Genomic DNA, 23,550 nt, shown 5'->3' with positions numbered 1-23,550 from the left:
TCAAACTCTCCGTTGAAGACTCACAATCAAACCCCGAAGGGCCGATCAGTCATAGACATCGAGCCAAATCACCAGCAAAAAACTCAAACTAGCAAAACACTGACCACCACAGACGGAAGAATGCGGCAGCCAGCAACAACCACCCCCCGAAAAGAGGAGCGGTCGCACCAAAAAATAATTGGCACTGACATTCATCGGCACACTGTTGAGTTCTCAAAGAACACGCACACACCATCGCTCCGCGCCTTCGCGCCTTGCTCCGGGGCAACCGTTCTAGCCTAACACTCCGAGCTCGCGGACGCAAACACTGTCTGCGATCTTCGTGCTGGCTGCTCGACCGATCAGGACATAACCTCTTTCCGTACCTCTCGGTCCGGGTCGGTGTCCGTGTCGCTCGAACGACGACAAAGTTACGCCACCGCTAACGGGCCGTCAAATCCGCAGGTCAGCGGCCCGTCGGCGGTGGCGGTAGTGCGCTCAGCCGCGTTCGACTCGCACGCCGGCGAAGTTGCGCTTGCCTCGCCGCAGGACGAGCCAGCGGTCGTGCAGCAGATCCGCACTCGACGGGGTCCACTCCTCGGACGAGATTCGCTGGTTGTTCACGGAGGCGCCCCCCTCCTTGATCGTGCGTCGGGCAGCGCCCTTGCTCTCGCACAGGCCGGTCGCGACGAGCAGGTCGACGATCGTGCCGGGCTGCCCGTCGTGCACTTCCGCGACGGAGGCCTCTGCCAGCGCGGCCGAGAGGGTCGCTTCGTCCAGGTCCGCCAACTCTCCACGACCGAACAGCGCCCGGCTCGCGAGTTCGACCGCCCGGGTGTTGGCCTCTCCGTGAACGAGGGTCGTCATTTCGGCGGCAAGGCGGCGCTGCGCCTCGCGCGCCTGTGGCCGCTCGGCCGTCGCCGTCTCGAGTTCGGCGAGTTCGTCCTGATCCAGGAACGTGAACCACCGCAGGTACTTCACGACGTCGGCGTCCGCGGCGTTGACGAAGTACTGGTACCAGGCGTACGGCGTGGTCATCTCCGGGTCGAGCCAGAGGCTTCCGCCGCCGGTGGACTTCCCGAACTTCTTGCCGTCGGCCGAGGTGACGAGCGGGACGGTGAGCGCGTGCACGGCGGCGCCGTCGGTCCGTCGGTTGAGCTCGACGCCCGCGATGATGTTGCCCCACTGGTCCGACCCACCCACCTGCAGCGTGCACCCGTGCTCACGACGCAACTGCACGTAGTCGTTGGCCTGCAGCAGCATGTAGCTGAACTCGGTGTACGAGATGCCGTCGCCCTCGAGCCGGCGCTTCACCGTGTCGCGAGCGAGCATGACGTTGACGGAGAAATGCTTGCCGATATCGCGGAGGAAGTCGACGACGCTGAGCGAGGAGGTCCAGTCGGCGTTGTTGACGACGATCGCGCTGGTCTGCGAGTCGTCGAAGTCCACGAACCGCTCGAGCTGACCGCGGATGCGTTCGGCCCATTCGGCGACCGTGTCCGCCGAGTTCATGGTCCGCTCCCCTACCTCCCGCGGATCTCCGATCATGCCGGTAGCGCCGCCCGCCAGCACGATGGGTCGGTGGCCCGCTCGCTGGAAACGCTTCAGGGCCAGCAACGGCACGAGGTGACCGGCATGCAGACTCGGGCCGGTGGGATCGAATCCGGCATAGAGCGTGACCGGGCCCGCGGCGAGATCGCGGCGGAGTGTGTCGAGGTCGGTCGATTGGGCGATCAGTCCACGCCAGGTCAGTTCGTCGAGGATGTGCTCAGTCACCGCTCGATCATCCCATCCGACGGGGAGCGGCCGGCGCGCGCGGGCTGCGCCGGTAGGCCGACACACCCACGGCGCCGGGGATCCACAGCCGCCACGGTCGTTCGGCCGCGACGCTGATGCCCACGCGTGGGCCCGACGCGACCCGGTCGACGTCACCCAGAGTGAGTTTCGCGGATGCGCCATCGTCGAGCACATCGATCCCGTTGTCCGCCAGCGTCAATCCCAAGGCGGCCGCGAGGTTGCCGGGTCCGCGGGCGAGGTTCGGTGCGGAAGTCCCGGCCGTTCGCCGGGCACGGACGATCTCCTCCCCCGCGACTACTTCGGCGCCTCGCAGCAGTACCGCCGCGGCCACTCCGTCGGGCCCGACGGAGATGTTCGCGCAGTGGTGCAGCCCATAGCTGCGGTAGATGTAGAGATGGCCGGCGGGGCCGAACATCACCGCGTTCCGCGGCGTACGTCCCCGGTAGGAGTGCGCCGCCGGATCGGGCCAGGGACCGTCCTCGGGCCCGCCGTAGGCCTCGACCTCCGTGATCCGCAGGAGCACCTCGCCCGCGCACAGCGTGGCGCCGAGGATCGTGTGCGCCGCAGTCAGCGGGTCGACCCCGGTGAGCCGCTCGAACGCCACGCTCAGTCCGCCACCCGGTCCTCGGTCCAGCCGGCCACGCCGCGCGCGACGTAGTCCTCGTGTTCGGCGTCGGTCACCTCTCGGGCCTCGTCGACGAGGAGGACGGGGATGCCGTTCTCGATCGGATACGCGCGGCGCAACCGCGGGTTGTAGAGGACCGAATCGTCCACGAGGAGCAGCGGCCCCTTGTCCTGCGGGCAGGCCAGGATGCTCAGCAGCGTGGGATCGACAGCCACGGTGGTCCTCTCGACGGTGGTGCGGGACTCGGACGGCCCCAGGCTACCGTGCGCCCGGTGCCGGACCTGCGCCGACGCCGGTGAATCTCGCCGCGACCGCTTTGGTGAACCGCTTGTAGGTTCCGGTCGCCGGGTCGGCGAACCACGACCGCACCGTCGGCTTCGGCAGGCCCCGTGCCGGCAGGTCACCGGACATCGGCCGATACGTGGGCCCGAGTGCGATGTGCGGCACGACATGGACCAGGTCGGGCCGTTCCGGGGCGGGAACCGCGTCGAGTGCCGCCGTGATCTCGGCGGCACTCGGCGCGCGGTTCTCGCGCAGGGTGCATGCGGCCACGGCCACTTCGGTGTCTCCGATGCGCACGCCGTATACGACGCAGAGATCGACCCGCGGGATACCGCCGAGAGCATCCACCACCGGCTGGCCGTACACCGGTCCGTGCGGGGTGCGGATGACACTGTGCTTGCTGTCGAGCAGCCAGTAGTCACCGTCCTGGTCTCGCCGGAAGAGGTTCTCGGTGGGCACCCACACGTCGCCGAGTTCGAACACTCCCCGCATGACGCCGGGCAGCGCTTCCGTCGACGCGCTGGGCCGCCCGAGCAGGAGGCCGACCTCGCCGTCGGCGCTCTCGCGGACGAAGCCCCGCGCGTCCTCCACCAGCCGCCCGGTGGTCGGGTCCCACGCGCCCAGGCGTGCCTCGGCGCTGCCGGGCAGCGGCCGTCCCTTGCATCCGATCTTGGCACCCGAGACGTTGGCCAGGACGATCTCGCCGTCGGTGGAGGCATAGAACTCGAGCACCTGGGCGGGAGCGAAGCGTTCGAGGGTCCGCCGCCACAGGCCGGGCGTCATGCCCGAGCCGATGAAGAGGCGGACGGGGTGGATCTCGTCGATGTGCAGTGCCGGGCTGTCGAGGATGTCCCGCATCATCGCCCAGGTGTAGGTGACGACGGTGACGCCGTAGCGGTGCACTTCCTCGCTGAAGCGGGCGGGGTCCAGGCCGTGGGACAGGGCTATGCGGCAGCCGCCGGCGAGAGCGCCACCGAAGCTGACCAGGAGACCGGACGAATGATAAAGCGGGGCAAGGCAGTACACCGTGTCACCACGCCCCAGCGCGGCGGCGGTGGCGGTACCGAAGGCCGAGAGCGCCCATCGGTGGTTGGAGATCTGACGCATCTCCAGGGTGTCGCCGCTCCCAGTGAACAGGAGGAAGGCGAGTTCCCGCGCGACACCGGGGTCGGGCGCATACCAGCCGGGGAGTTCGACCGTGGTGATGTCGAGGTGTTCGAGATCGACGACGTCGGCGCCGGCAGGAATGTCCAGTTCGCGGATGCTGCCACCACCGAGGACCAAGGCCGGGATGCCGGTGGCGATCGCCTGCTGGAGGTTCTCGGGATCGGTGATGATCTTCTGGACGGCGCCCAACCGGATGGCCTCGTCGAGGTCGGGGCCGGGCGGGAGCAGGACCGACACCGCGCCGATGCGGGAGACGGCCGTGACCGCGGCCATCGCACTGGGGCGGGTGTCCATGAGGACACCGATGTGGGCGGCGGGGCGGACACCGGAGTGCACCAGCCCGCGCACCACGTTGTCGATCCGCCGATTGACGTCGGCGAAGGTGTAGACGCGGTCCTCGTAGATGAAGCACTCGCGGTGCGGCCCCTTGCGGCACTGCTCCGTCAGGACGCTGGCGAGCGAGATGCGGGTGCGTGGCTGAATCTGCCCGAGCCGGGCCAGGCGCGGAAGAGCCCGGGCCGCCTCCCCCGACAGCTCCCGGGCCCCGCGCACCGTTTCGGAGGCCAGGTCGGCGATGCCCTTGCCGACCTCCACACCGACCTCGGCGATGGTGGCGACGGTGTGGGTGAGTCGGGCCGCGACGGACACCCCGGTCTCTCCTTCCGCGTGGAGCTCGGGGATCGCCATCCGGCCGACGCCGACCGGCCGGTCGCCGTGCCCCTCCCGCCACTGCACCCATTCGCCGACGGCGGGCCAGGTCTGTCGCGCCGCGGTGCCACCCACGACGAGTCCGAAATGGCCTGCGCGCAAGGAGTATTCGAACACCTGAGCCCGGGGGGCGGCCTTGCGTATGCCGCGCACCGCGAGGGGCTGCCCGATGTCGTCCACCTCGCCGACGAACGCGAGGATGGGGCAGGTGATCTCGGCCAGGCTCACGGCCCGGTCGTTGATGACGAAGCCGCCGCTGACCATGCGGTTGTGCACGATGAACTGGCGAAGCAACTCGGCCACTGCAGGACCGGACCAGGCCACCCACCCCTCCGTGTCGAGGAAGCGGCGCTGGGGTTCGCGCGGCAGGAGGGCTTCCCGATCGTGCAGCTGCATGAGGAACTCGATGCGCGAACGGACGGTCTTGACGGGGTCGAGGAACTGGAAGCCGGTCTTGGCCATCCACCCGGTGATGGCGAGCCGGTTGAAGACGTGGTCGGCGAGGAAGTCGGCGGCCCGGACGGCGACGCCCTCGGGGATCCCGAACGGCAGGGCGGCCAGGGTGTCCACGGGGCTGCCGAAGGTGATCAGGCTGGCGACGTGCCGACTGCGGCGGTAGGCCGCGGCCTGATAGCAGAACATGCCGCCCTGCGAGTACCCGGCCAGGTGGATGTCACGGCCGGTGTATTCGTGCACGTGATCGATGATCTCGTCGAGGGCGATGATGTGGTCGGTGAGGGTGCGGTCCCACCCGCCTTCTTCCCGGTCCGGGGAGCCGAAGTCGACCACCCAGGGGTCGAGCCCCATCGAGTGCAGGATGCCGACGGCTCCGGTCTCGCGGGTGACGTCGTACACATCCGCCGACATCATCATCGGGGGGACCATCACCACCGGAGCAGCATTCTCGGCGGCGTCGGATTCCGGGTAGTAGTGCCGCAGCCTGTACATGCCGGTCCGCTCGACGATCTGGAACGGCGACGGTGTCGCCCCCGTTTCCAGACCGCCGTGACGGACCACCTCGAGGCCGTTCTGCGCGGTCGCCACCACGCGCCGCAGGGGCCCCATCACCGATCCACCGCCCAGTGCCACGAACCTCTTCCCATCCGCCGAGTTCTGCGTGTGTCCACCCTGTCAGGAATGACAGCCTGCCACATTACGTCGAGGCGATGGCCCTGTTCACCGAGCGGGCCGGTCAGCTGCGCACCCAGTCCCGCAGCGCGCGAGCGGCGGCACGAACTCCGTCGAGCTGTTCACCTACCCGGACGCCCGCGGTGCCGCCGCGGGCGTTGCGGGAAGCGATGGATCCCTCCACGGTGAGCACCTCGCGGACCTGCGGCGTCAGCGCGGGGTCGACCGCCGTCAGCTCGTCGTCGGTGAGTTCCTCGAGGCCGACGCCGCGCGCCTCCGCCGCCCGCACGCACGCCCCGGCCGCCTCGTGTGCGACGCGGAACGGGACACCCTGGCGCACCATCCACTCGGCGATGTCGGTGGCGAGGGTGAAACCGGCGGGTGCCAGCCGGGCCATGCGATCGGTGTGGAACGTCAGGGTGGACACGAGACCGGTGATCGCCGGCAGGAGCAGCTCGAGCTGCAATACCGAGTCGAACACCGGCTCCTTGTCTTCCTGCAGGTCCCGGTTGTACGCCAGCGGCTGGGCCTTGAGGGTGGCGAGCAGGCCGGTGAGATTGCCGATGAGGCGACCTGCCTTGCCCCGGGTCAGTTCCGAGACGTCCGGGTTCTTCTTCTGCGGCATGATCGACGATCCGGTGGACCACTCGTCGGCGAGGGTGATGTAGCCGAACTCCGGGGTGCTCCAGAGGATGACCTCCTCCGCCATGCGGGAGAGGTCAACCGCGATCATCGCGAACACGAACGCGGCCTCGGCGGCGAAGTCGCGCGCCGAGGTGGCGTCGATCGAGTTCTCGGCGGCGGAGTCGAAGTTCAGCTCTGCCGCGATCGCGTCGGGGTCGAGGCCGAGGGAGGAGCCGGCGAGCGCTCCCGAGCCGTACGGGGACACCGCCGCACGCGCGTCGAAGTCCCGCAGCCGCTGCACGTCGCGCAGCAGCGGGTGGGCGTGCGCGAGCAGATGGTGCGCGAGCAGCACCGGCTGTGCTGCCTGCAGGTGGGTCTTGCCCGGCATCACCGCGGCGGGATGCGCGGCGGCCTGGTCGGCGAGCGCGTCGACGACGGCGAGGACACCGTCGGCGATACGTCGCGCCGCGTCACGCAGCCACATCCGGAACAGGGTGGCGACCTGATCGTTGCGGGAGCGGCCGGCTCGCAGCCGGCCGCCGACGTCGGGACCGACCCGCTCGATGAGCCCACGTTCGAGGGCGCCGTGGACGTCCTCGTCGGACTCGGCTGGGGCGAACGCGCCGGAGGCGACGTCGGCGCCGAGCCGGTCGAGGCCGTCGAGCATGGTGGCGAGGTCGGCCTCGCTGAGCAGGCCGGCCTTGTGCAGCACGCGCGCGTGCGCCTTGGAGGCCCGGACGTCGTAGGGGGCGAGCGCCCAGTCGAAGTGGGTGGACTTGCTCAGTGCCGCCATGGCGGCGGCCGGTCCGGATGCGAACCGGCCGCCCCATAGGGCGCCCTCGTTGGTGCCGTGGCTCTGGATGCCTTCGGCATCGTGGCTCTGGATGCCTTCGGCATCGTGGCTCTGGATGCCTTCGGCATCGTGGCTCTGGATGCCTTCGGCATCGTGGCTCTGGATGCCTTCGGCATCGTGGCTCTGGATGCCTTCGGCGTCGGGGGCGGTCATGACTACAGGCCCAGGTCCCGCTTGGCGGCGACCTTGGAGGACAGGCCGTGGATCTGGACGAAGCCCTTGGCGTTGGACTGGTCGAAGCTGTCGCCCTCGTCGTAGGTGGCGAGGTTGAAGTCGTACAGCGATTCGGCGCTGCGGCGGCCGTTGACGGCGATGTGGCCGCCGTGCAGGACGAGCCGGATGTCGCCGGAGACGTGCTCCTGGGTGTTCTGGACGAACGAGTCGAGCGCGTACTTCAGCGGCGAGTACCAGAGGCCGTCGTAGACCAGCTCGCTCCAGCGCTCCTCCACGCGGCGCTTGTACCGGCCGAGTTCGCGTTCGAGGGTGACGTGCTCGAGCTCCTGGTGGGCGTGGATGAGGGTGAGCGCGCCGGGGGCCTCGTAGATCTCGCGGCTCTTGATGCCGACGAGCCGGTCCTCGACCATGTCGAGGCGGCCGACGCCCTGGGCGCCGGCGCGGCGGTTCAGTTCCTGGATGGCCTCGAGCACGGTGACCGGCCGGCCGTCGATCGCGGTGGGCACGCCCTTCTCGAAGGTGATGATCAGCTCGTCGGGGGCCTGCCAGTTGAGGCTGGGGTCCTCGGTGTAGTCGTAGACGTCCTTGGTGGGGGCGTTCCAGAGGTCCTCGAGGAAGCCGGTCTCGACGGCACGGCCCCACACGTTCTGGTCGATCGAGAACGGGGACTTCTTGGTGACGTTGATCGGCAGGTTGTGCTCGCCGGCGAAGGCGATGGCCTTCTCGCGGGTCCAGGCGTAGTCGCGGACGGGGGCGATGACCTCGAGGTCGGGGGCGAGGGCGCCGAAGCCGACCTCGAAGCGGACCTGGTCGTTGCCCTTACCGGTGCAGCCGTGCGAGACCACCGTGCCGCCGTGATCGCGGGCAGCCTTGACGATGTGCTTGACGATCAGGGGGCGGCTGATCGCGGAGACCAGCGGGTAGCGGTCCATGTAGAGGGCGTTGGCCTGGACGGTCGGCAGGCAGTACTCCTCCGCGAACTCGTCCTTGGCGTCGACGACGACGGATTCGACCGCGCCGCAGTCGAGGGCGCGCTGGCGCACGACCTCCATGTCCTCGCCGCCCTGGCCGAGATCGATGGCGACGGCGACGACCTCCTTGCCGGTCTCCTTGCCGATCCAGCTGATGGCGACGGAGGTGTCCAGCCCGCCCGAGTAGGCGAGTACGACGCGATCGGCCATTGTGTTTGTGCTCCTTCTTGATTGAACTTGCGTCTATCGGTGCTCGGTGCGCGATCGGATCAGGCCAGGGATTCGATCTTCGCGGCGAGGTCGGCTCCGGTGAGGGGCTCGCGCGCGATCACCGCGATGGTGTCGTCGCCGGCGATGGTGCCGACCACTTCGGGTAATGATGCCCGATCGAGTGCGCTGGCCAGATAGTGCGCTGCTCCGGGTGGGGTGCGGAGCACGGCGATGTTGCCGCTCGAGTCGGTGGAGACCAGCAGTTCGCCGAGGAGGCGGGAGAGCCGGTCGGTGCCTCCGGACACGCCGCGGACGGGGCTCCCGTCCTCGGGGACGACGTACACCCCGGGCCCGCCGTCGGCGCCGCGGAGCTTGACTGCACCGAGCTCCTCGAGGTCGCGGGAGAGGGTGGCGTTGGACACCTCGATGCCCTCGGAAGCCAGCAGCGCGGCGAGTTCCGGCTGGCTGCGGATCGCGTGGGTGGCGACGAGCGCGGTGATCCGGGCCTGCCGGGCGGCGCGGGTCGGGGCCGCGGCGGCGCCGGCCGGTCCGGCGCCGCTCGACGGTTCGGCCACGCTGCTCACGGTTACCGTTCGCGCTGCTCGAGCAGCCACACGAGCAGCGCCTTCTGTGCGTGGAGGCGGTTCTCGGCCTCGTCCCACACCACCGACTGCGGTCCGTCCAGGACCTCGTCGGTGACCTCGTCGCCGCGGTGGGCGGGCAGGCAGTGCAGCACGACGGCGTTCGGGTCGGCGAGCGCGAGCAGCTCGGCGTTGACCTGGTACGGGCGGAAGGGACCGACGCGGTCGAGTCCGTCGTTCTCCTGGCCCATGGAGGTCCAGGTGTCGGTGACGAGGGCGTCGGCGCCGGCGACGGCGGCGCGCGGGTCCTCGGTGAGGGTGATCCGCGCGCCGGTTTCGGCGGCGCGGGCGCGGGCCGCGTCCACGACGGCGGGGTTCGGGACGAAACCGGCGGGGGCGGCGATCGTGACGTCGATGCCGGCGGTGACACCGCCGAGCAGCAGCGAGTGCGCCATGTTGTTGGCGCCGTCGCCGAGGTAGGTCAGCTTCAGCCCGTGCAGCTCACCCTTGTGCTCGCGGAGGGTGAGCAGGTCCGCGAGGACCTGGCAGGGGTGGTATTCGTCGGAGAGGGCGTTGACCAGGGGCACGGTGGCGCCCTCGGCCATCGCCTGGAGCCGGTCCTGGCCGAAGGTGCGCCAGACGACGGCGTCGACGTAGCGGGACAGGACGCGGCCGGTGTCCTGCAGGGTCTCCTCGCGTCCGAGCTGGGTGGTGCGGCCGTCGACGACGACAGCGTGGCCGCCGAGCTGGGCGATACCCATCTCGAAGGAGAAGCGGGTGCGGGTCGAGTTCTTCTCGAAGATGACGCCGACGCCGCGCGGGCCCTCGAGGGGACGGGCCGAGAACGGGGCCTTCTTCAGGGCCGCGGCGAGGTCGAGGACCTCGCTCTGCTGCGCGGGTGTGAGGTCGTCGTCCTTGAGGAAGTGCTTCACCATGGGTCTAGTTTCCTTCCTGCTGGGCGGCGTCGAGCACGCAGGGCAGCGTCGCGACGAACCCGTCGGCCTGTTCCTGGGTGAGGATCAGCGGCGGCGCGAGGCGGATGACGTCGGGGGCGGCGGCGTTGACGAGATAGCCGGCGTCCCGGGCGGCCGCTTCGACGGCGGGTGCCTTGGTGTCGGTGAGGACGATGCCGAGCAGCAGGCCGGCGCCTCGGACGTGGTCGACGAGGGGGTGCCCGAGCGCTTCGATGCCGGTGGCGATGGATTTGCCGACGGCGTCGACGTGGGCGAGCAGGTGCTGTTCGTCGATGGTGCGCAGGACGGCGAGCGCGGCGGCGGCGCACACCGGGTTGCCGCCGAAGGTGGTGCCGTGCTTGCCGGGCTGGAAGAAGTCGGCGGCCGGTCCGGTGGCGACGACGGCGCCGATGGGCAGGCCACCGCCGAGCCCCTTGGCGAGGGTCATCACGTCGGGCACGATGCCGACGGCCTGGTGGGCGAAGAACGTGCCGGTGCGGGCGATGCCGGTCTGCACCTCGTCGAGGACGAGCAGCGCCCCGCGTTCGGCGGTGATGCGGCGGGCGTGGGCCAGGTAGCCCTCGGGGGGCACGACGACGCCGGACTCCCCCATGATCGGCTCGAGGAATACGGCGGCGGTGTTCTCGTCGACGGCGGCGTCGAGGGCGTCCGCGTCGCCGTAGGGGACGAATTCGACGCCGGGGGGCATGGGTTCGAACGGGGCGCGCTTGTCGGGCTGGCCCGTGAGTGCCAGGGCGCCCATGGTGCGGCCGTGGAAGGCCTTCTCGGCGGCGATGATCTTGGGGCGTCCGGTGAGCCGGGCGAGCTTGAACGCAGCCTCGTTGGCTTCGGTGCCGGAGTTGCAGAAGAACGCCCGGCCGGGGTGCCCGAAGTGCGCGAGGAGACGTTCGGCGAGTTCGACGACGGGTCCGCTGGCGTAGAGGTTGGACACGTGGCCGAGGGTGTCGAGTTGCGCGGTGACGGCCTCGCGGATGGCGGGATGGCGGTGACCGAGGGCGTTGACGGCGATGCCACCGAGCAGGTCGAGGTACTGCTTGCCGTCGGCGTCGGTGACGACGGCACCGTCGCCGGCGACGAGGGCGACCTTGGGGACGCCGTAGTTGTTCATCAGCGACCCGGCCCAGCGCTGCTGGAGTTCTGAGGTGCTGGTCATGAGGTGCCTTCCTGGGTGGGTGCGGTCGTCCGGGGGTGGGCGGGAGTGACCATCGTGCCGATGCCTTCCTCGGTGAGGAGTTCGAGCAGCACCGAGTGCGGCTGGCGTCCGTCGATGACGTGGGCGGTGGGCACGCCGCCGCGGACGGCCCGCAGGCAGGCCTCCATCTTCGGGACCATGCCGGCGTCGAGGGACGGCAGCAGATCGGCCAGGGCGTCGGCGTCGATGCTGGTGGCGAGGGAACTGCGGTCGGGCCAGTCGGTGTAGAGGCCCTCGACGTCGGTGAGGACGACGAGCTTCTCCGCGCCGAGCGCCTCGGCGAGCGCGGCGGCTGCGGTGTCGGCGTTGATGTTGTGGACCACGCCGTCGGCATCGGGGGCAATGGTGGAGACGACGGGGATGCGGCCGGCCGCGATGAGGTCGTGGACGGCGGCGGGGTCCACGGAGGTGACGTCGCCGACGAGACCGATGTCGGTGTCCTCGCCGTCGACGACGACCGTGCGGCGGGTGGCGGTGAAGAGGTGGGCGTCCTCGCCGGAGATGCCGACGGCGTACGGGCCGTGGGCGTTGATCAGGCCGACGAGTTCGCGGCCGACCTGGCCGAACAGCACCATGCGGACGACGTCCATCACCTCGGGGGTGGTGACGCGGAAACCACCGCGGAACTCCCCTGCCATGCCCAGTCGCTTCAGCATGGCGTTGATCTGCGGTCCGCCGCCGTGGACGACGACGGGATGGACGCCGACGGTGCGCAGGAACGCCATGTCGGCGGCGAAGGCGCGCTTGAGGTCGTCGTCGATCATGGCGTTGCCGCCGTACTTGACCACGACGATCTTGTCGCGGAACTTCTGCAGCCAGGGCAGGGCCTCGGCGAGGACGTACGCCTTCTGGTGGGCGGTGAGCTGCGCGATGGGATCGGTGGTCGTCTCGGTTCCGGTCATGACGAGTAGGCCGAGTTCTCTTCGACGTATCCGTGGGAGAGGTCGGTGGTGCGGATGGTCACCTCGGCGTCGCCGACGCCGAGGTCGATGTCGAGGGCGATGTCGGGGCCGGAGAGGTCGACCTCGCGGGCGCCGGGGGCGCCGACGCCGTCGATGCACACCGGGGAGCCGTTGAACGTGACGGAGATGCGGTTCGGGTCGAGCTCGATCGGGGCGATGCCGATCGCGGCGAGGACGCGACCCCAGTTGGGGTCGGAACCGAACAGGGCGGTCTTGACGAGGTTGTCGCGCGCGACGGTGCGCGCGCCGACCAGGGCGTCCTGTTCGCTTGCGGCGCCACGGACGGTGACGGTGACCCGCTTGGTGACGCCCTCGGCGTCGGCCATCATCTGCCCGGCGAGGTCGTCGCACACGGCGAGGACGGCGGCGTCGAGCTGTTCCTGGGTGGGGGTGATGCCGCTGGCACCGGACGCGAGCAGCAGCACGGTGTCGTTGGTGGAGGTGGAGCCGTCGACGTCGAGGCGGTCGAATGTCAGCCGGGTGGCGGCGCGTAGGGCGCGGTCGAGCTGCTCGGCGGTGGCGACGGCGTCGGTGGTGACGACGCACAGCATGGTGGCCAGGGCGGGGGCGAGCATGCCGGCACCCTTGGCCATGCCGCCGACGTTCCACTTGTCGGCGTGGTGCAGGGCTGCCTGCTTGGGCACCGTGTCGGTGGTCATGATGGCGTAGGCGGCGTCGGTGCCGCCGGAGATGCCGCCGGCGAGTTCGTGGACGATCTCCTCCACGCCGGCGAGGACCTTGCCCATGGGCAGCCGGTCGCCGATGAGTCCGGTAGAACACACGGCGATCTCGCCCGCACCGGTCTCGGTGCCCCAGTTGCTGAGGGTTTCGGCGACCTTCTCCGCGGTGGCGTGGGTGTCCTGGAACCCGCCGGGGCCGGTGCAGGCGTTGGCACCGCCGCTGTTCAGGATCACCGCGCGCAGGGCGCCGGAGGTGAGGACCTGCTGCGACCACAGCACGGGTGCGGCCTTGATCTTGTTGGTGGTGAACACGCCGGCGGCGGTCAGCTCCGGGCCCTCATTGAAGATCAGCGCGAGGTCCGGGTTGCCGGAGGCCTTGATGCCGGCGGGGATGCCCGCGGCGCGGAACCCGGCGGGCGACGTGACGCCCTGGGTGCGGATCAGGCGTCCGCCGGCGATGTCGACGGCGTCGGCGTAGACGTGCTCGTCGGTGGAGTGTCTGTCGATGCTCACGGGGCGACTCCCACGGTGGACAGGCCGGCGGTCTCGGGCAGGCCGAGTGCCAGGTTCATGGACTGCACCGCCGCGCCGGCGGTGCCCTTGGTCAGGTTGTCGAGCGCGGCGATGGCGACGAGGACGCCGGCGTCGGGGTCGACGGTGACGGCGAGCTGCACGGCGTTGGAGCCGAGCACCGCACCGGTGGTGGGCAGCACCCCTTCGGGCAGCACCTGGACGAACGGCTCGTCGGCGTAGGCCTTCTCGTACACGGCCCGGGCCTCGTCGGCGGTGGCCGTGGTGGGGGCTGTGCAGGTGGCGAGGATGCCGCGGGGCATCGGCGCCAGCACGGGGGTGAAGGAGACGGTGACGGCGGCGTCGGTCAGGGCTGCGAGGTTCTGCTTGATCTCGGGCGTGTGCCGGTGTGCTCCGCCGACGCCGTAGGCCCGCACCGAGCCCATCACCTCGGAGCCGAGGAGGTCGACCCTGGGGGACTTGCCGGCGCCGGAAGTGCCGGACACGGCGACGACCTGGACCCTCGGCTCGACGATGCCGGCCGCGACGGCGGGAGCCAGGGCGAGGGTGGCCGATGTGGGATAGCAGCCGGGGACCGCGATGCGGGTGGCGCCGATCAGGTGCTCGCGCTTGCCGGGCAGCTCGGGCATGCCGTAGGGCCAGGTCCCTGCGTGGTCGCCGCCGTACCAGCGTTCCCAGTCGGCCGACTCGGACAGACGGAAGTCGGCGCCGCAGTCGATGACGATGGTGGTGTCGGGCAGTTGCTCGGCGATGACGGCGGAGTGGCCGTGGGGCAGGCCGAGGAACACGACGTCGTGGCCGGCCAGGGTGTCGAGATCGGTGGCGCCGAGGACGCGGGCGGCCAGCGGAAGCAGGTGAGGATGGAACTCGCGGAGCGTCGCGCCGGCATTGCCGCCGGCGGTGAGCGCGCCGACGACGAGCCGGCCGTCCTGGTAGGCGGGATGACCGAGAAGCAGGCGCAGGATCTCGCCGCCCGCGTACCCGCTGGCCCCTGCGACGGCGACCCGAATCGGCGACTGTGCGGTCGCCGTGAATTCCGGTGAGTTACCCATACGATTGATTATGCATCATCATGCAACTTCATTCATACGGGTGGGTCGGACCGGGCCGGCTCACCCCTCGGCCAGCGAGCGGCGGATCTCGGTCAGCTTGTCGGCGGCGGCCCGTCGGCGCTCGTCGAACTGTTCCTCGAGCGTGCGCCCCGCCGCGCTCTCGCGGGCGAGTTCCTCCGCACCGATCGCCGTGCCTGCCCGACGCTCGATCTTCTCACGCACCGAGTCGAACGTGGGCACTCCGGCCGAGGTGTAACCGGAGGCCTCCCCCTCGGCGGGTGTCACGTCCGGCCCGACCGGGGACAGCGGGACGTCCGGCACCGACGGCGAGCCCGGCTCCGCCGGTGTCACGTCCGGGACCGACGGCGAACCGGGTTCCGCCGGTGTCACGTCGGGGACCGACGGAGAACCGGGCTCCGCTGGGGTGACGTCGGGCACGGGCGCGTCCGGAGCGTCCGGGCCGGGGTCGGGTGATGACGGATCCGCGGTCATGCTCCCAGGCTACGTCCGCAGGCGCGGGTCAGTGCCGCAGTTCGGCACCGACGGCGGCGGACGCCGACGCGACGGCGGCGGCGCGGGCGGCGCTGGCCTCGTCCTCCGTGAGCGTGCGGTCTGCAGCGCGGAACCGCAGCGCGAAGGCGAGCGACTTGCGGCCCTCCCCGACCTGCGCCCCCTCGAACACGTCGAACAGGCGAATGTCCTCGAGCAGTTCGCCGCCACCCGCGCGCAGCGCTTCCTCGACGTCGGCGGCCGGGACCTCCTTGGCCACGACGACGGCGACGTCCTGCAGGACGGCGGGGAACGGGGAGACCTTGGGCGCCGGCAGCGACTCCACGATCGGCAGCGCGTCGAGGTCGAGTTCGAACGCGCACGTGCGGGCGGGCAGGCCGCCGCGCTCGAGCACCGCCGGGTGCAGCTCGCCGGCATGGCCGACGACGACACCGTCGACAAGCAGCTCGGCGCAGCGGCCCGGATGCCAGGGCAGGTACTGCGCCGCGCGGCGCTGCAGCCGCACACCGGCGGCGGCCGCGACGGTCTCCGCCGCGGCGAACGCGTCGGTCGCCTCCGCGGGCCGGCCCGGGCCCCACGGCCCGGCGGGCTCCCGCAGGCCGCACAGCACCGCCCCGACATGGACGGGCTGCGCGGGCAGCGACCCTTCGAGCAGCGCGATCTGCTCGTCGGTGGGGCGCCGGTCCACCGGCAGCGGCGGTACCGGCCGGGTGCCGGGTCCGGGCAGGACGACCTGCGCGATCGCATAGAGCGACAGGTCGCGCTGGCCACGGGAGACGTTGCGGGCGAGCACCTCGAGCAGGCCGGGCAGCAGCGTCGTCGCCAGCTCGGGGCGGTCGGCCTCGAGCGGGTTGAGAACCTTGGTGGTGGTGCGGCGCGGGTCGCCGGCGTCGAGACCCCACGTGTCGAACACGTGCGCCGGCAGGAAGACGGGGGCGAGGACCTCGACGTGGCCGTCGGCGGCCAGGGCGCGGCCCACGGCGCGGCGGCGCTTCTGGCTCGGGGTCAGTCCGCGGCCGGCGGGGGCGGCGGGGAGCACGGACGGGATCTGCTCGAGTCCCTCGAGCCGCAGCACCTCCTCCACCAGGTCGGCCGGCTGGCGCAGGTCGGGTCGCCACGTGGGCGGCGTGACCACCAGCTGGCCGTGCCCGTCCGGGCCGACGCCGACCTCGACGCCACATCCGATCTGGGTGAGCCGGCGGGCGGCGGTGCCGGTCGGGTAGGCGACCCCGGCCATGCGGTCGGGCAGGTCGATGTCCATGCGGATCGAGACCGGCTCGACGGGGACCGAGATGTCGGTCAGGACCGGCTCGACGCGGCCACCGGCGATCTCCACGAGCAGCGACGCGGCCCGGTCCAGCGCCGGCAACGCCACTTCGGGGTCGACGTTGCGCTCGAACCGCTTGCCCGCCTCGCTGACCAGCTTGTGGCGCCGCGCGCTCCGGAACACGGCCAGCGGATCCCAGGTGGCGGCCTCGAGGAGGACGTCGGTGGTGGTGCCGCTCACCTCGGTGGCGACGCCGCCCATGATCCCGGCCAGGGAGATCACGCCGGAGTCGTCGGTGATGACGACGTCCTCGGGGTCGAGGTCGCGTTCGATGCCGTCGAGGGTGGTCAGCTTCTCCCCCGCCTTCGCGCGCCGCACGACGAGCTCACCCTGGAGGGTGGCGGCGTCGAAGGCGTGCAGCGGCTGGCCGAGTTCGAGCAGCACGTAGTTGGTCACGTCGACGGCCGGGGAGATCGGGCGGATGCCGGACAGCAGCAGCCGCCGCTGCAGCCACCACGGGGACACGGCCTTGGGGTCGATGCCGGTGACCTTGCGGGCGGCGAAGCGGGTGGCGTCGGCCTCCGGCTCGAGCCGGATCGGGTAGGCCTGGCCGCCGTCGGCCGGATTGGGCACGACGTGCGCGGGGTCGGCGAACTCGAGGTCGAAGCCGCACGCGAGCTCGCGGGTCAGGCCCCGCAGCGAGAAGCAGTAGCCGCGGTCGGGGGTGATGTTCAGCTCGATGACGGTGTCGCCGAGGCCGAGCAGGTCGTTGGCGTCGGTACCCGGTTCGGCGGTGCCCTCCTCGAGGACGAGGATGCCGGAGTGGTCCTTGCCGATGCCGAGCTCGGCGACGGAGCAGATCATCCCGTCGGAGACCCTGCCGTAGGTCTTGCGGGAGGCGATGGCGAAGCCGCCGGGCAGCACCGCGCCGGGCAGCGCGACGACCACGAGGTCGCCCTCGGTGAAGTTGCGGGCGCCGCACACGATGCCGCGCGGGGCGTCCTCGCCCACCTCGACCTGGCAGAAGCGGATGGGCTTCTTGAACTCGGTGAGCTCGGTGATCTCGAGGACGCGGCCGACGACGAGGGGGCCGTCGAGGCGCGCGAGGGTGTCGACCTCCTCCACCTCGAGTCCGACCCGGACGAATCCCGCATCGAGTTCCTCGGCGGTGACGTTCCACTCGGGGGTGGCCCGCTGCAGGATCTCGGTCAGCCAGGACTGCGCTACTCGCACTTGTGCTCAGCTCTTTCGGTCGGTTCGGTGGTCGGGTCTCGGGTCGGGCGGCGTCAGCCCTGCACGCCGAAGGGCAGGGTGAATCGGACGTCGCCCTCGACGATGTCGCGCATGTCGGAGATGCCGTTGCGGAACTGCAGGGTGCGCTCGAGGCCCATCCCGAACGCGAAGCCGGTGTACTCGTCGGGGTCGATGCCGCTCGCGCGCAGCACGTTGGGGTTGACCATGCCGCAGCCGCCCCATTCGACCCAGCCGGCACCGCCCTTCTTGTTCGGGAACCACACGTCCACCTCGGCGGACGGCTCGGTGAACGGGAAGTAGTTCGGGCGCATCCGGGTTCGGGTCTCGGGTCCGAACAGGGCACGGGCGAACGCGTCCAGGGTGCCGCGCAGGTGGGCCATGGTCAGACCCTTGTCCACGGCCAGGCCCTCGATCTGCGAGAACACCGGGGTGTGGGTGGCGTCGAGCTCGTCGGTGCGGAAGGTGCGGCCGGGGCACACCACGTAGATCGGGATGTCGCGGTGCAGCATGGTGCGTACCTGCACCGGCGAGGTGTGGGTACGCAGCACCTGCCGTGAGCCCTCCGGCGCGATGTGGAAGGTGTCCTGCATCGTGCGGGCGGGGTGGTCCGGCAGGAAGTTCAGCGCGTCGAAGTTGAAGTGCTCGGTTTCGACCTCGGGGCCCTCGGCCACCTCCCAGCCCATGCCGACGAACACGTCGGCGATCTGGTCGGAGATGATCGTGATCGGGTGCCGCGCGCCGGCGGGCCGGCGGTTGGCGGGCAGGGTGACGTCGATGGCCTCGGCGACGAGGACCGCGGCGTCGCGCTCGGCGAGGAGCTCGGTGCGGCGTTCGTCGAAGGCCGCGGTGACCGCGCCGCGGGCGGCGTTGACCCGCTTGCCGGCGTCGGCGCGCTGGTTGCCGGGCAGGCCGCCCAGGGCGCGCTTGGCGAGGGAGACGGGGGCCTTGTCGCCGAGGTGGTCGATCTTGGCCTGCGCGAGCGCGTCGAGGTCGGGGGCGGCGGCGAACGCGGCCAGCGCGGCCTGCGTGGACGCGGCGAGCGACTCCTCGCTCAGGGCGCTCGGATCGACTGCCGGCGGGGTGCCGCCCTCATTCTTGGCCACGACCGGTGCAACTCCTTCTTCGGGCGAACGGTGGGTGTGGTGCCACGTTCGGCGTCGAACGGATCGCGCCAGCGCAGCACCCAAATCCTAGGCGATGGCCGGGCCGCGCTAGGGCACGGCCCTGTCGGCGCGATGCTGCACGCGGGCGCTTGCGTACAGGCAGATCGACGCGGCGGTGGCAAGGTTCAACGATTCGGCGCGGCCGCGGATGGGGATGCGCACCCGGTGGTCGGCCCGCGCCGCGACCGCCGGGTCGAGGCCGTGTGCCTCGTTGCCGAACAGCCACGCCGTGGGGGCGGCGAGCAGCTCGTCGGCCTCGTCGAGGTCGACCTCGCCGTCGGCGGCGGTGGCGAGCACCTGGAGTCCGGCGGCGGCGAGCGCGTCGAGGACGGTGCCGGTGTCGCGTTCCCGGGCGACCGGGAGGTGGAACACGCTGCCCGCGGAGGCGCGGACGCACTTGCCGTTGTGCGGGTCGACGCTGTCGCCGGCGAGGACCACCGCGTCGGCGCCGACCGCGTCGGCCACGCGGATGACGGTGCCGGCGTTGCCGGGCTCGGCGATCTCGACGGGCACGGCGAGCAGCCGCGGCGGCGGGGTCAGGGCCCGGGCGAGCGGCACGTCGAGCAGATCGCACACGGCGACGATGCCCGGCGGGGTGACGGTGTCCGACAGCCGGGCGGCCGCGCGCTCGGTGACGGTGGAGACCCGCACGTGTCGGCGCCGGGCGGCGTCGAGCAGATCGTGGTAGCGGGCGGCGGCGGCCTCGGTGACGAACACCTCGTGCACGACGGCGGTCGCGAGGGCCTCGCCGACGGAGTTCTCGCCCTCGGCGAGGAAACGGCCGGCCTTGCGGCGGTCGGAGGTGCGCAGGAGTTTGACAGCAGAAACGACCCGTGGGGTGCGCTCGGTGAGCGGGTCCACGGGTCGTTCCTGTGCTGGTCGGTCGTTCAGCGTCGTCTCGGCGTTCGGCGCTGCGCTCAGGCGGCGTCGGCCGGCGCGTTGACGTCGGCGGGCAGCGCGGCCTTGGCCACGGCGACCAGGCCGGCGAACGCCTCGGCGTCGGAGACGGCGAGCTCGGCGAGGATCTTGCGGTCCACCTCGACACCCGCAGCCTTCAGGCCCTGGATGAAGCGGTTGTAGGTGATGTCGTTGGCGCGGGCAGCGGCGTTGATGCGGCTGATCCACAGCTTGCGGAAGTCACCCTTGCGCGCGCGACGGTCGCGGTAGGCGTAGGTCAGCGAGTGGAGCTGCTGTTCCTTGGCCTTGCGGTACAGACGCGAGCGCTGCCCGCGGTAGCCCTTGGAAGCCTCGAGGATCGAACGGCGCTTCTTCTGGGCGTTGACGGCCCTCTTCACGCGTGCCACTGATATGTCCTGTCAATCTCGGGGGGCAGTCGATCGCCCCCGGGGTCGGTCGGGGAAAGAAGCTCAGATGCCGAGCATGCGCTTGACGCGCGGGGCGTCGACGTCGGAGACGGCGGCCTTGCCGTCGAGGCGACGCGTCACCCGGGAGGACTTGTGCTCGAGCAGGTGGCGGCGGCCGGCCTTCTGGCGCAGGATCTTTCCGCTGCCGGACACCTTGAATCGCTTCGCGGTGCCGCTGTGGGTCTTCGACTTGGGCATGGAGTCCTCAGTTCGTCGGGGATTTACTCGTGTTCGTCCGGCTTGCGCGCAGCGGCCGGCCGGGCGGTGAGCCCGGTCGACCGGCGGAGCTACGCGGTGCCGTCGCCTGCCGCGGGCTTGTCCGCGGCAGGAGCCGGCCTGGCGACGGAGGCCTGGGCGGTCTCCTGCGCCTTGGCGCGGGTCTTGGCGCCCTTGTGCGGGGCCAGGACCATGGTCATGTTCCGACCGTCCTGCTTGGGGGCGGTCTCGATGAAGCCGAGATCGGCGACGTCGGCGCCGAGGCGCTGCAGCAGCCGGAACCCGAGCTCGGGGCGGGACTGCTCGCGGCCGCGGAACATGATCGTCACCTTGACCTTCGACCCCGCCTCGAGGAAGCGCACCACGTTGCGCTTCTTGGTCTCGTAGTCGTGGTCGTCGATCTTCGGCCGGAGCTTCTGCTCCTTGATCACGGTCAGCTGCTGGTTCTTGCGCGACTCGCGCGCCTTCTGGGCAGCCTCGTACTTGAACTTGCCGTAGTCCATGATCTTGCAGACCGGCGGACGGGCGTCAGGGGCCACCTCGACCAGATCGAGATCGGCTTCGAATGCCAGGCGGAGTGCATCTTCAACACGCACGATTCCGACCTGTTCCCCACCCGGTCCGACGAGTCGGACCTCGGGAACTCGGATGCGTTCGTTGATGCGGGTCTCAGCGCTGATGGGGCCTCCTAGGTAGAGCGGTGCGGTCCGGGTGACCGCGCCGCAGCACATGGGGCCGACTTCCGACGAAAAACCCCGCCGACGGTGCGTGCGCACCGGGCGGGGTCCGAATACCGACCGGCCCGACGGACCCCACGACGCGAAGGTCGTGCGCTCTCGTCCCCCGATCACTCGGGGCGCACGCTCCCCGGATACCCCGGTGGGCGGCGGACCGGACCACTGAGCGAAGGTCATGACCAGGTCATGTGTCGCGCAGAGGTGGGAGTCGGACTCCACTTTGCTGCCCACGCGCAGAGCACGCGGACGGTCGTGACTCACAGCCTAGCAAACTTCGGGCCGTCGATCGAATCGCCGGCCGCGGCCCGACCCGCCCCAGCGGCGGCGAGGCGCGGGTGGGATCGTGGACCCATGACCGACACCCCCGATCCGACCGTGGCCGGTGACGTCCGGCACCTGGGCGAGATCCCGGCCGTCGAGGTGATCAGCCGCGCCGCCGTGATGCTCATGAGTTCCGCCGCCGAGAAGCTCGGCCTGGCCGACGAGGATCCCGAGGCCGGCACCCACCGCGACCTGGACGAGGCGCGCCGGGTGATCACCGCCCTCGCCGGGCTGGTCACCGCGTCCGTGGAGTACCTCGGCCCGCACGCCGGGCCGCTGCGCGAGGGGCTGCAGGCGCTGCAGCGGGCCTTCCGGGAGGCGTCGGCCTACCCGGACGAGCCGGGCAAGGGCCCGGGCGAGAAGTACACCGGCCCGGTCTTCTGACCCGGCCTCGGCCGACCCGGTCTCAACGCAGCGGCACGCCCGGCTCCTCCCAGGCCCGCAGGCGCCGCAGCAGCGAGTCCTTCTTGCGCTGATGGTCGGCCATCCGGCACAGCACGTCGTCGAGGAAGCGCACCGCGTGGTCGACGTACGGGCCCTTGTTGAGCATCACGCACTCGGCCCGGCCCGACGCCGCGGCGTCGGTGATCTCCGCGCGCGACGGCCGGCCGGTCCGGGCAAGGGTGTCGAGGACCTGCGTCGCCCAGATCACCGGGACGTGCGCCGCCTCGCACACCCACAGGATCTCCTCCTGCACCTCGGCCAGCCGGCCGTAACCGGCCTCGACGGCGAGGTCGCCGCGCGCGATCATCACGCCGACCCGCGGCGAGTGCAGGGCCGCGAACAGGATGGACGGCAGGCTCTCGAACCCCGCCACCGTCTCCACCTTGAGGATTACCCCGAGCCGCGCGCCGCCGAGTTCGGCGAGCCGGTCCTGCAGGTGCGCGACGTCGGCGGCGCTGCGTACGAAGGACAGGCTGACCGCGTCCGCGTGCGCGACCACGAACGGCAACCGGTCCAGGTCCTCGTCGGTGAGCGCCGGCAGCCGCAGCTCGGTGTCGGGCAGGTTGATGCCCTTGGCCGTCCCCAGCCGGGAGCCGCGCAGGTCCGCGTCGGTGATGCGGATCCGCAGCCGCTCCGGAGCGGCCTCCTCGACGATCCCCCCGATCCGGCCGTCGTCGAAGAAGATCCGGTGCCCGATCCGGGTGTCCTCGAACACCCGGGGCAGGGTGCAGCCGATGCGGGGCGGGTAGGCATCGGGGTCGGCGGGCGTGAGGTCCGGATCCAGGATCAGCTCGTCGCCGACGTGCAGGGTGAGCCGGCGTTCGCGCGGTGGGAGGGCCGCGACGGCGGTGGCGTCGCCGCGCGCGGTCAGCCGGGTGCCGGGCACGAGGTAGGCGGTGTCGGTCAGCTCGGTGCGCACGTCGCCGGCGGCGGTGCCGGTGACGACCAGCATGCGTTTGGAGCCGCGGGTGTCGCGGAAGGCGATGCGGTCGCCGGGTCGGCGCCGGGCCAGCCACAACTCGTCGGTGACGGGGACGACGACCTCGCCCGCGGCGGCCGCGGAGCCCGGGCGGGTGAGCCGCACCTGGACGGGTGCGACGGTGCGGCCGAGCGCGTCCCGTTCGGGTTTGGCGTGCACGACCGCGGGACCGGGCGCGACGGGGCCCGTGCGCAGCTTCGGGCCGGCGAGGTCCATGGTGACGGTGACGTGCCGGCCGTGGGCCCGTTCGGCGCGGCGCACGTGGTCGATCATGGCGGCCCACGCGTCCGGGCCGTCGTGCGCGCAGTTGATCCGGACGAGTTCGGCGCCGGCGCCGACGATCCGGTCGACGAGTTCGGCGTCGGTGGCCGCCTCGCTCGGCAGCGTCACCATGATGCGGGTCCGGCGGCCGCCGTGGACGGGACCGAGCAGTGCGGTGGCGTTGCGTTCGAGCAGGCGCTCGCCGGTGACGAAATCGACCGGACAGGGTCGGGCATCGATCTCGGGCAGGTCGGCGAGGCTGCCCACGGCCCGGCGCACCGCGTCGACGGAGGCCAGCACGTGGGCCTCGGCACGTCCCAGGGACGAGAGCCCCCACGCGGCGAGGTCGGACTGCAGGTCGCGGATGTCCCGGCGCCGCAGGGCGACGTAGTGCGCCAGGTTCTCCGCGCCGGCCCGGTGAGCGGGGTGGGCCTGCGCCCAGCGCTCGTCGGCGTCCGCGGCGGCGACGAGGCCGTCCCGCAGCTCGTCGAGCGCGGCGGCGAGGGCCGCGAGGTCGCCGTGCGCACCGGTCATGCGCCCACCG

Annotated in this window: 21 protein-coding genes; 1 reads left to right on the top strand and 20 read right to left on the bottom strand. The window is 71.3% G+C overall.

Annotated features, from left to right (window positions below; all coding sequences use genetic code 11):
• Nucleotides 1-477 precede the first annotated feature (477 nt).
• The 19 genes from tyrS to infC form a co-directional block, all read right to left on the bottom strand.
• Nucleotides 478-1,755, bottom strand: a complete 1,278-nt coding sequence (gene tyrS / locus ACWPOB_RS26750; RefSeq protein WP_455402672.1) for a tyrosine--tRNA ligase — start codon at nucleotides 1,753-1,755, stop codon at nucleotides 478-480.
• A 7-nt stretch (nucleotides 1,756-1,762) separates the two neighbouring features.
• On the bottom strand, nucleotides 1,763-2,380 hold the full coding sequence (locus tag ACWPOB_RS26745) for a DNA-3-methyladenine glycosylase (RefSeq protein ID WP_455402671.1): 618 nt from the start codon (nucleotides 2,378-2,380) through the stop codon (nucleotides 1,763-1,765).
• Between the two features lie 2 nt (nucleotides 2,381-2,382).
• Nucleotides 2,383-2,616 (bottom strand): Trm112 family protein, encoded by a 234-nt coding sequence (locus ACWPOB_RS26740; RefSeq protein ID WP_100057745.1) that lies wholly within the window; start codon nucleotides 2,614-2,616, stop codon nucleotides 2,383-2,385.
• A gap of 43 nt (nucleotides 2,617-2,659) precedes the next feature.
• The gene (locus tag ACWPOB_RS26735) at nucleotides 2,660-5,623 is read right to left on the bottom strand and encodes an AMP-binding protein (RefSeq protein ID WP_455402673.1); all 2,964 of its coding nucleotides are present in this window, start codon (nucleotides 5,621-5,623) and stop codon (nucleotides 2,660-2,662) included.
• 127 nt (nucleotides 5,624-5,750) lie between these two features.
• On the bottom strand, nucleotides 5,751-7,172 hold the full coding sequence (gene argH / locus ACWPOB_RS26730) for an argininosuccinate lyase (protein ID WP_100057746.1): 1,422 nt from the start codon (nucleotides 7,170-7,172) through the stop codon (nucleotides 5,751-5,753).
• A gap of 146 nt (nucleotides 7,173-7,318) precedes the next feature.
• Nucleotides 7,319-8,518, bottom strand: a complete 1,200-nt coding sequence (locus ACWPOB_RS26725) for an argininosuccinate synthase (RefSeq protein WP_100059037.1) — start codon at nucleotides 8,516-8,518, stop codon at nucleotides 7,319-7,321.
• A 59-nt stretch (nucleotides 8,519-8,577) separates the two neighbouring features.
• Complete coding sequence (locus ACWPOB_RS26720) at nucleotides 8,578-9,093, bottom strand: arginine repressor (protein ID WP_455402670.1); 516 nt, start codon at nucleotides 9,091-9,093, stop codon at nucleotides 8,578-8,580.
• A gap of 11 nt (nucleotides 9,094-9,104) precedes the next feature.
• Nucleotides 9,105-10,034 (bottom strand): ornithine carbamoyltransferase, encoded by a 930-nt coding sequence (argF, locus tag ACWPOB_RS26715; protein WP_006936487.1) that lies wholly within the window; start codon nucleotides 10,032-10,034, stop codon nucleotides 9,105-9,107.
• A 4-nt stretch (nucleotides 10,035-10,038) separates the two neighbouring features.
• Nucleotides 10,039-11,226 carry an acetylornithine transaminase gene (locus ACWPOB_RS26710; RefSeq protein ID WP_455402669.1) on the bottom strand — a complete coding sequence of 396 codons (1,188 nt, stop codon included), beginning with the start codon at nucleotides 11,224-11,226 and terminating at the stop codon, nucleotides 10,039-10,041.
• Entirely contained in the window at nucleotides 11,223-12,167 is a 945-nt protein-coding gene (argB, locus tag ACWPOB_RS26705) for an acetylglutamate kinase (protein WP_455402668.1), read from the bottom strand. The genes ACWPOB_RS26710 and argB overlap by 4 nt, the downstream gene beginning before the upstream one ends.
• Nucleotides 12,164-13,420, bottom strand: a complete 1,257-nt coding sequence (argJ, locus tag ACWPOB_RS26700) for a bifunctional glutamate N-acetyltransferase/amino-acid acetyltransferase ArgJ (RefSeq protein WP_100057881.1) — start codon at nucleotides 13,418-13,420, stop codon at nucleotides 12,164-12,166. Before argJ ends, argB begins: the two co-directional genes overlap by 4 nt.
• Nucleotides 13,417-14,490 (bottom strand): N-acetyl-gamma-glutamyl-phosphate reductase, encoded by a 1,074-nt coding sequence (gene argC / locus ACWPOB_RS26695; protein WP_100057882.1) that lies wholly within the window; start codon nucleotides 14,488-14,490, stop codon nucleotides 13,417-13,419. Before argC ends, argJ begins: the two co-directional genes overlap by 4 nt.
• Nucleotides 14,491-14,550: 60 nt before the next feature.
• Nucleotides 14,551-14,982, bottom strand: a complete 432-nt coding sequence (locus ACWPOB_RS26690) for a PspA/IM30 family protein (protein ID WP_455402667.1) — start codon at nucleotides 14,980-14,982, stop codon at nucleotides 14,551-14,553.
• A gap of 28 nt (nucleotides 14,983-15,010) precedes the next feature.
• On the bottom strand, nucleotides 15,011-17,500 hold the full coding sequence (gene pheT / locus ACWPOB_RS26685) for a phenylalanine--tRNA ligase subunit beta (RefSeq protein ID WP_455402666.1): 2,490 nt from the start codon (nucleotides 17,498-17,500) through the stop codon (nucleotides 15,011-15,013).
• A gap of 53 nt (nucleotides 17,501-17,553) precedes the next feature.
• Nucleotides 17,554-18,624, bottom strand: coding sequence for a phenylalanine--tRNA ligase subunit alpha (pheS, locus tag ACWPOB_RS26680; protein WP_455402665.1), 1,071 nt, complete (start codon nucleotides 18,622-18,624; stop codon nucleotides 17,554-17,556).
• A gap of 108 nt (nucleotides 18,625-18,732) precedes the next feature.
• Nucleotides 18,733-19,545, bottom strand: coding sequence for a TrmH family RNA methyltransferase (locus tag ACWPOB_RS26675; RefSeq protein ID WP_455402664.1), 813 nt, complete (start codon nucleotides 19,543-19,545; stop codon nucleotides 18,733-18,735).
• Between the two features lie 56 nt (nucleotides 19,546-19,601).
• The gene (gene rplT / locus ACWPOB_RS26670; protein ID WP_003937964.1) at nucleotides 19,602-19,988 is read right to left on the bottom strand and encodes a 50S ribosomal protein L20; all 387 of its coding nucleotides are present in this window, start codon (nucleotides 19,986-19,988) and stop codon (nucleotides 19,602-19,604) included.
• 63 nt (nucleotides 19,989-20,051) lie between these two features.
• The gene (rpmI, locus tag ACWPOB_RS26665; RefSeq protein ID WP_006936506.1) at nucleotides 20,052-20,246 is read right to left on the bottom strand and encodes a 50S ribosomal protein L35; all 195 of its coding nucleotides are present in this window, start codon (nucleotides 20,244-20,246) and stop codon (nucleotides 20,052-20,054) included.
• Nucleotides 20,247-20,335: 89 nt separating this feature from the next.
• Nucleotides 20,336-20,995: a translation initiation factor IF-3 gene (gene infC / locus ACWPOB_RS26660; protein WP_029543898.1), complete on the bottom strand. Its 660-nt coding sequence runs from the start codon at nucleotides 20,993-20,995 to the stop codon at nucleotides 20,336-20,338.
• Nucleotides 20,996-21,352: 357 nt separating this feature from the next.
• Here infC and ACWPOB_RS26655 point away from each other — a divergent pair, with 357 nt between their 5' ends.
• Nucleotides 21,353-21,706, top strand: a complete 354-nt coding sequence (locus tag ACWPOB_RS26655) for a DUF1844 domain-containing protein (RefSeq protein WP_006936509.1) — start codon at nucleotides 21,353-21,355, stop codon at nucleotides 21,704-21,706.
• 22 nt (nucleotides 21,707-21,728) lie between these two features.
• Here ACWPOB_RS26655 and ACWPOB_RS26650 read toward each other — a convergent pair whose 3' ends face one another.
• A complete protein-coding gene (locus ACWPOB_RS26650; protein ID WP_455402663.1) occupies nucleotides 21,729-23,540 on the bottom strand; it encodes a pyruvate kinase in 1,812 nt (603 codons plus the stop codon).
• Between the last annotated feature and the right edge of the window lie 10 nt (nucleotides 23,541-23,550).

This window comes from Rhodococcus sp. 2H158 (genome assembly GCF_053764755.1).
Note: the sequence above shows the minus strand (reverse complement) of the source record. Positions and strands in the feature narration are given on the sequence as shown.

Excerpts from the sequence above, each read along its gene's own strand:
- rpmI (WP_006936506.1), bottom strand. The coding sequence starts at position 20,246 with ATGCCCAAGTCGAAGACCCACAGCGGCACCGCGAAGCGATTCAAGGTG.
- argF (WP_006936487.1), bottom strand. The coding sequence starts at position 10,034 with ATGGTGAAGCACTTCCTCAAGGACGACGACCTCACACCCGCGCAGCAG.
- ACWPOB_RS26735 (WP_455402673.1), bottom strand. The coding sequence starts at position 5,623 with ATGGGGCCCCTGCGGCGCGTGGTGGCGACCGCGCAGAACGGCCTCGAG.
- ACWPOB_RS26650 (WP_455402663.1), bottom strand. The coding sequence starts at position 23,540 with ATGACCGGTGCGCACGGCGACCTCGCGGCCCTCGCCGCCGCGCTCGAC.
- argC (WP_100057882.1), bottom strand. The coding sequence starts at position 14,490 with ATGGGTAACTCACCGGAATTCACGGCGACCGCACAGTCGCCGATTCGG.
- infC (WP_029543898.1), bottom strand. The coding sequence starts at position 20,995 with ATGTGCTGCGGCGCGGTCACCCGGACCGCACCGCTCTACCTAGGAGGC.
- argB (WP_455402668.1), bottom strand. The coding sequence starts at position 12,167 with ATGACCGGAACCGAGACGACCACCGATCCCATCGCGCAGCTCACCGCC.
- ACWPOB_RS26710 (WP_455402669.1), bottom strand. The coding sequence starts at position 11,226 with ATGACCAGCACCTCAGAACTCCAGCAGCGCTGGGCCGGGTCGCTGATG.
- ACWPOB_RS26725 (WP_100059037.1), bottom strand. The coding sequence starts at position 8,518 with ATGGCCGATCGCGTCGTACTCGCCTACTCGGGCGGGCTGGACACCTCC.
- ACWPOB_RS26690 (WP_455402667.1), bottom strand. The coding sequence starts at position 14,982 with ATGACCGCGGATCCGTCATCACCCGACCCCGGCCCGGACGCTCCGGAC.
- ACWPOB_RS26655 (WP_006936509.1), top strand. The coding sequence starts at position 21,353 with ATGACCGACACCCCCGATCCGACCGTGGCCGGTGACGTCCGGCACCTG.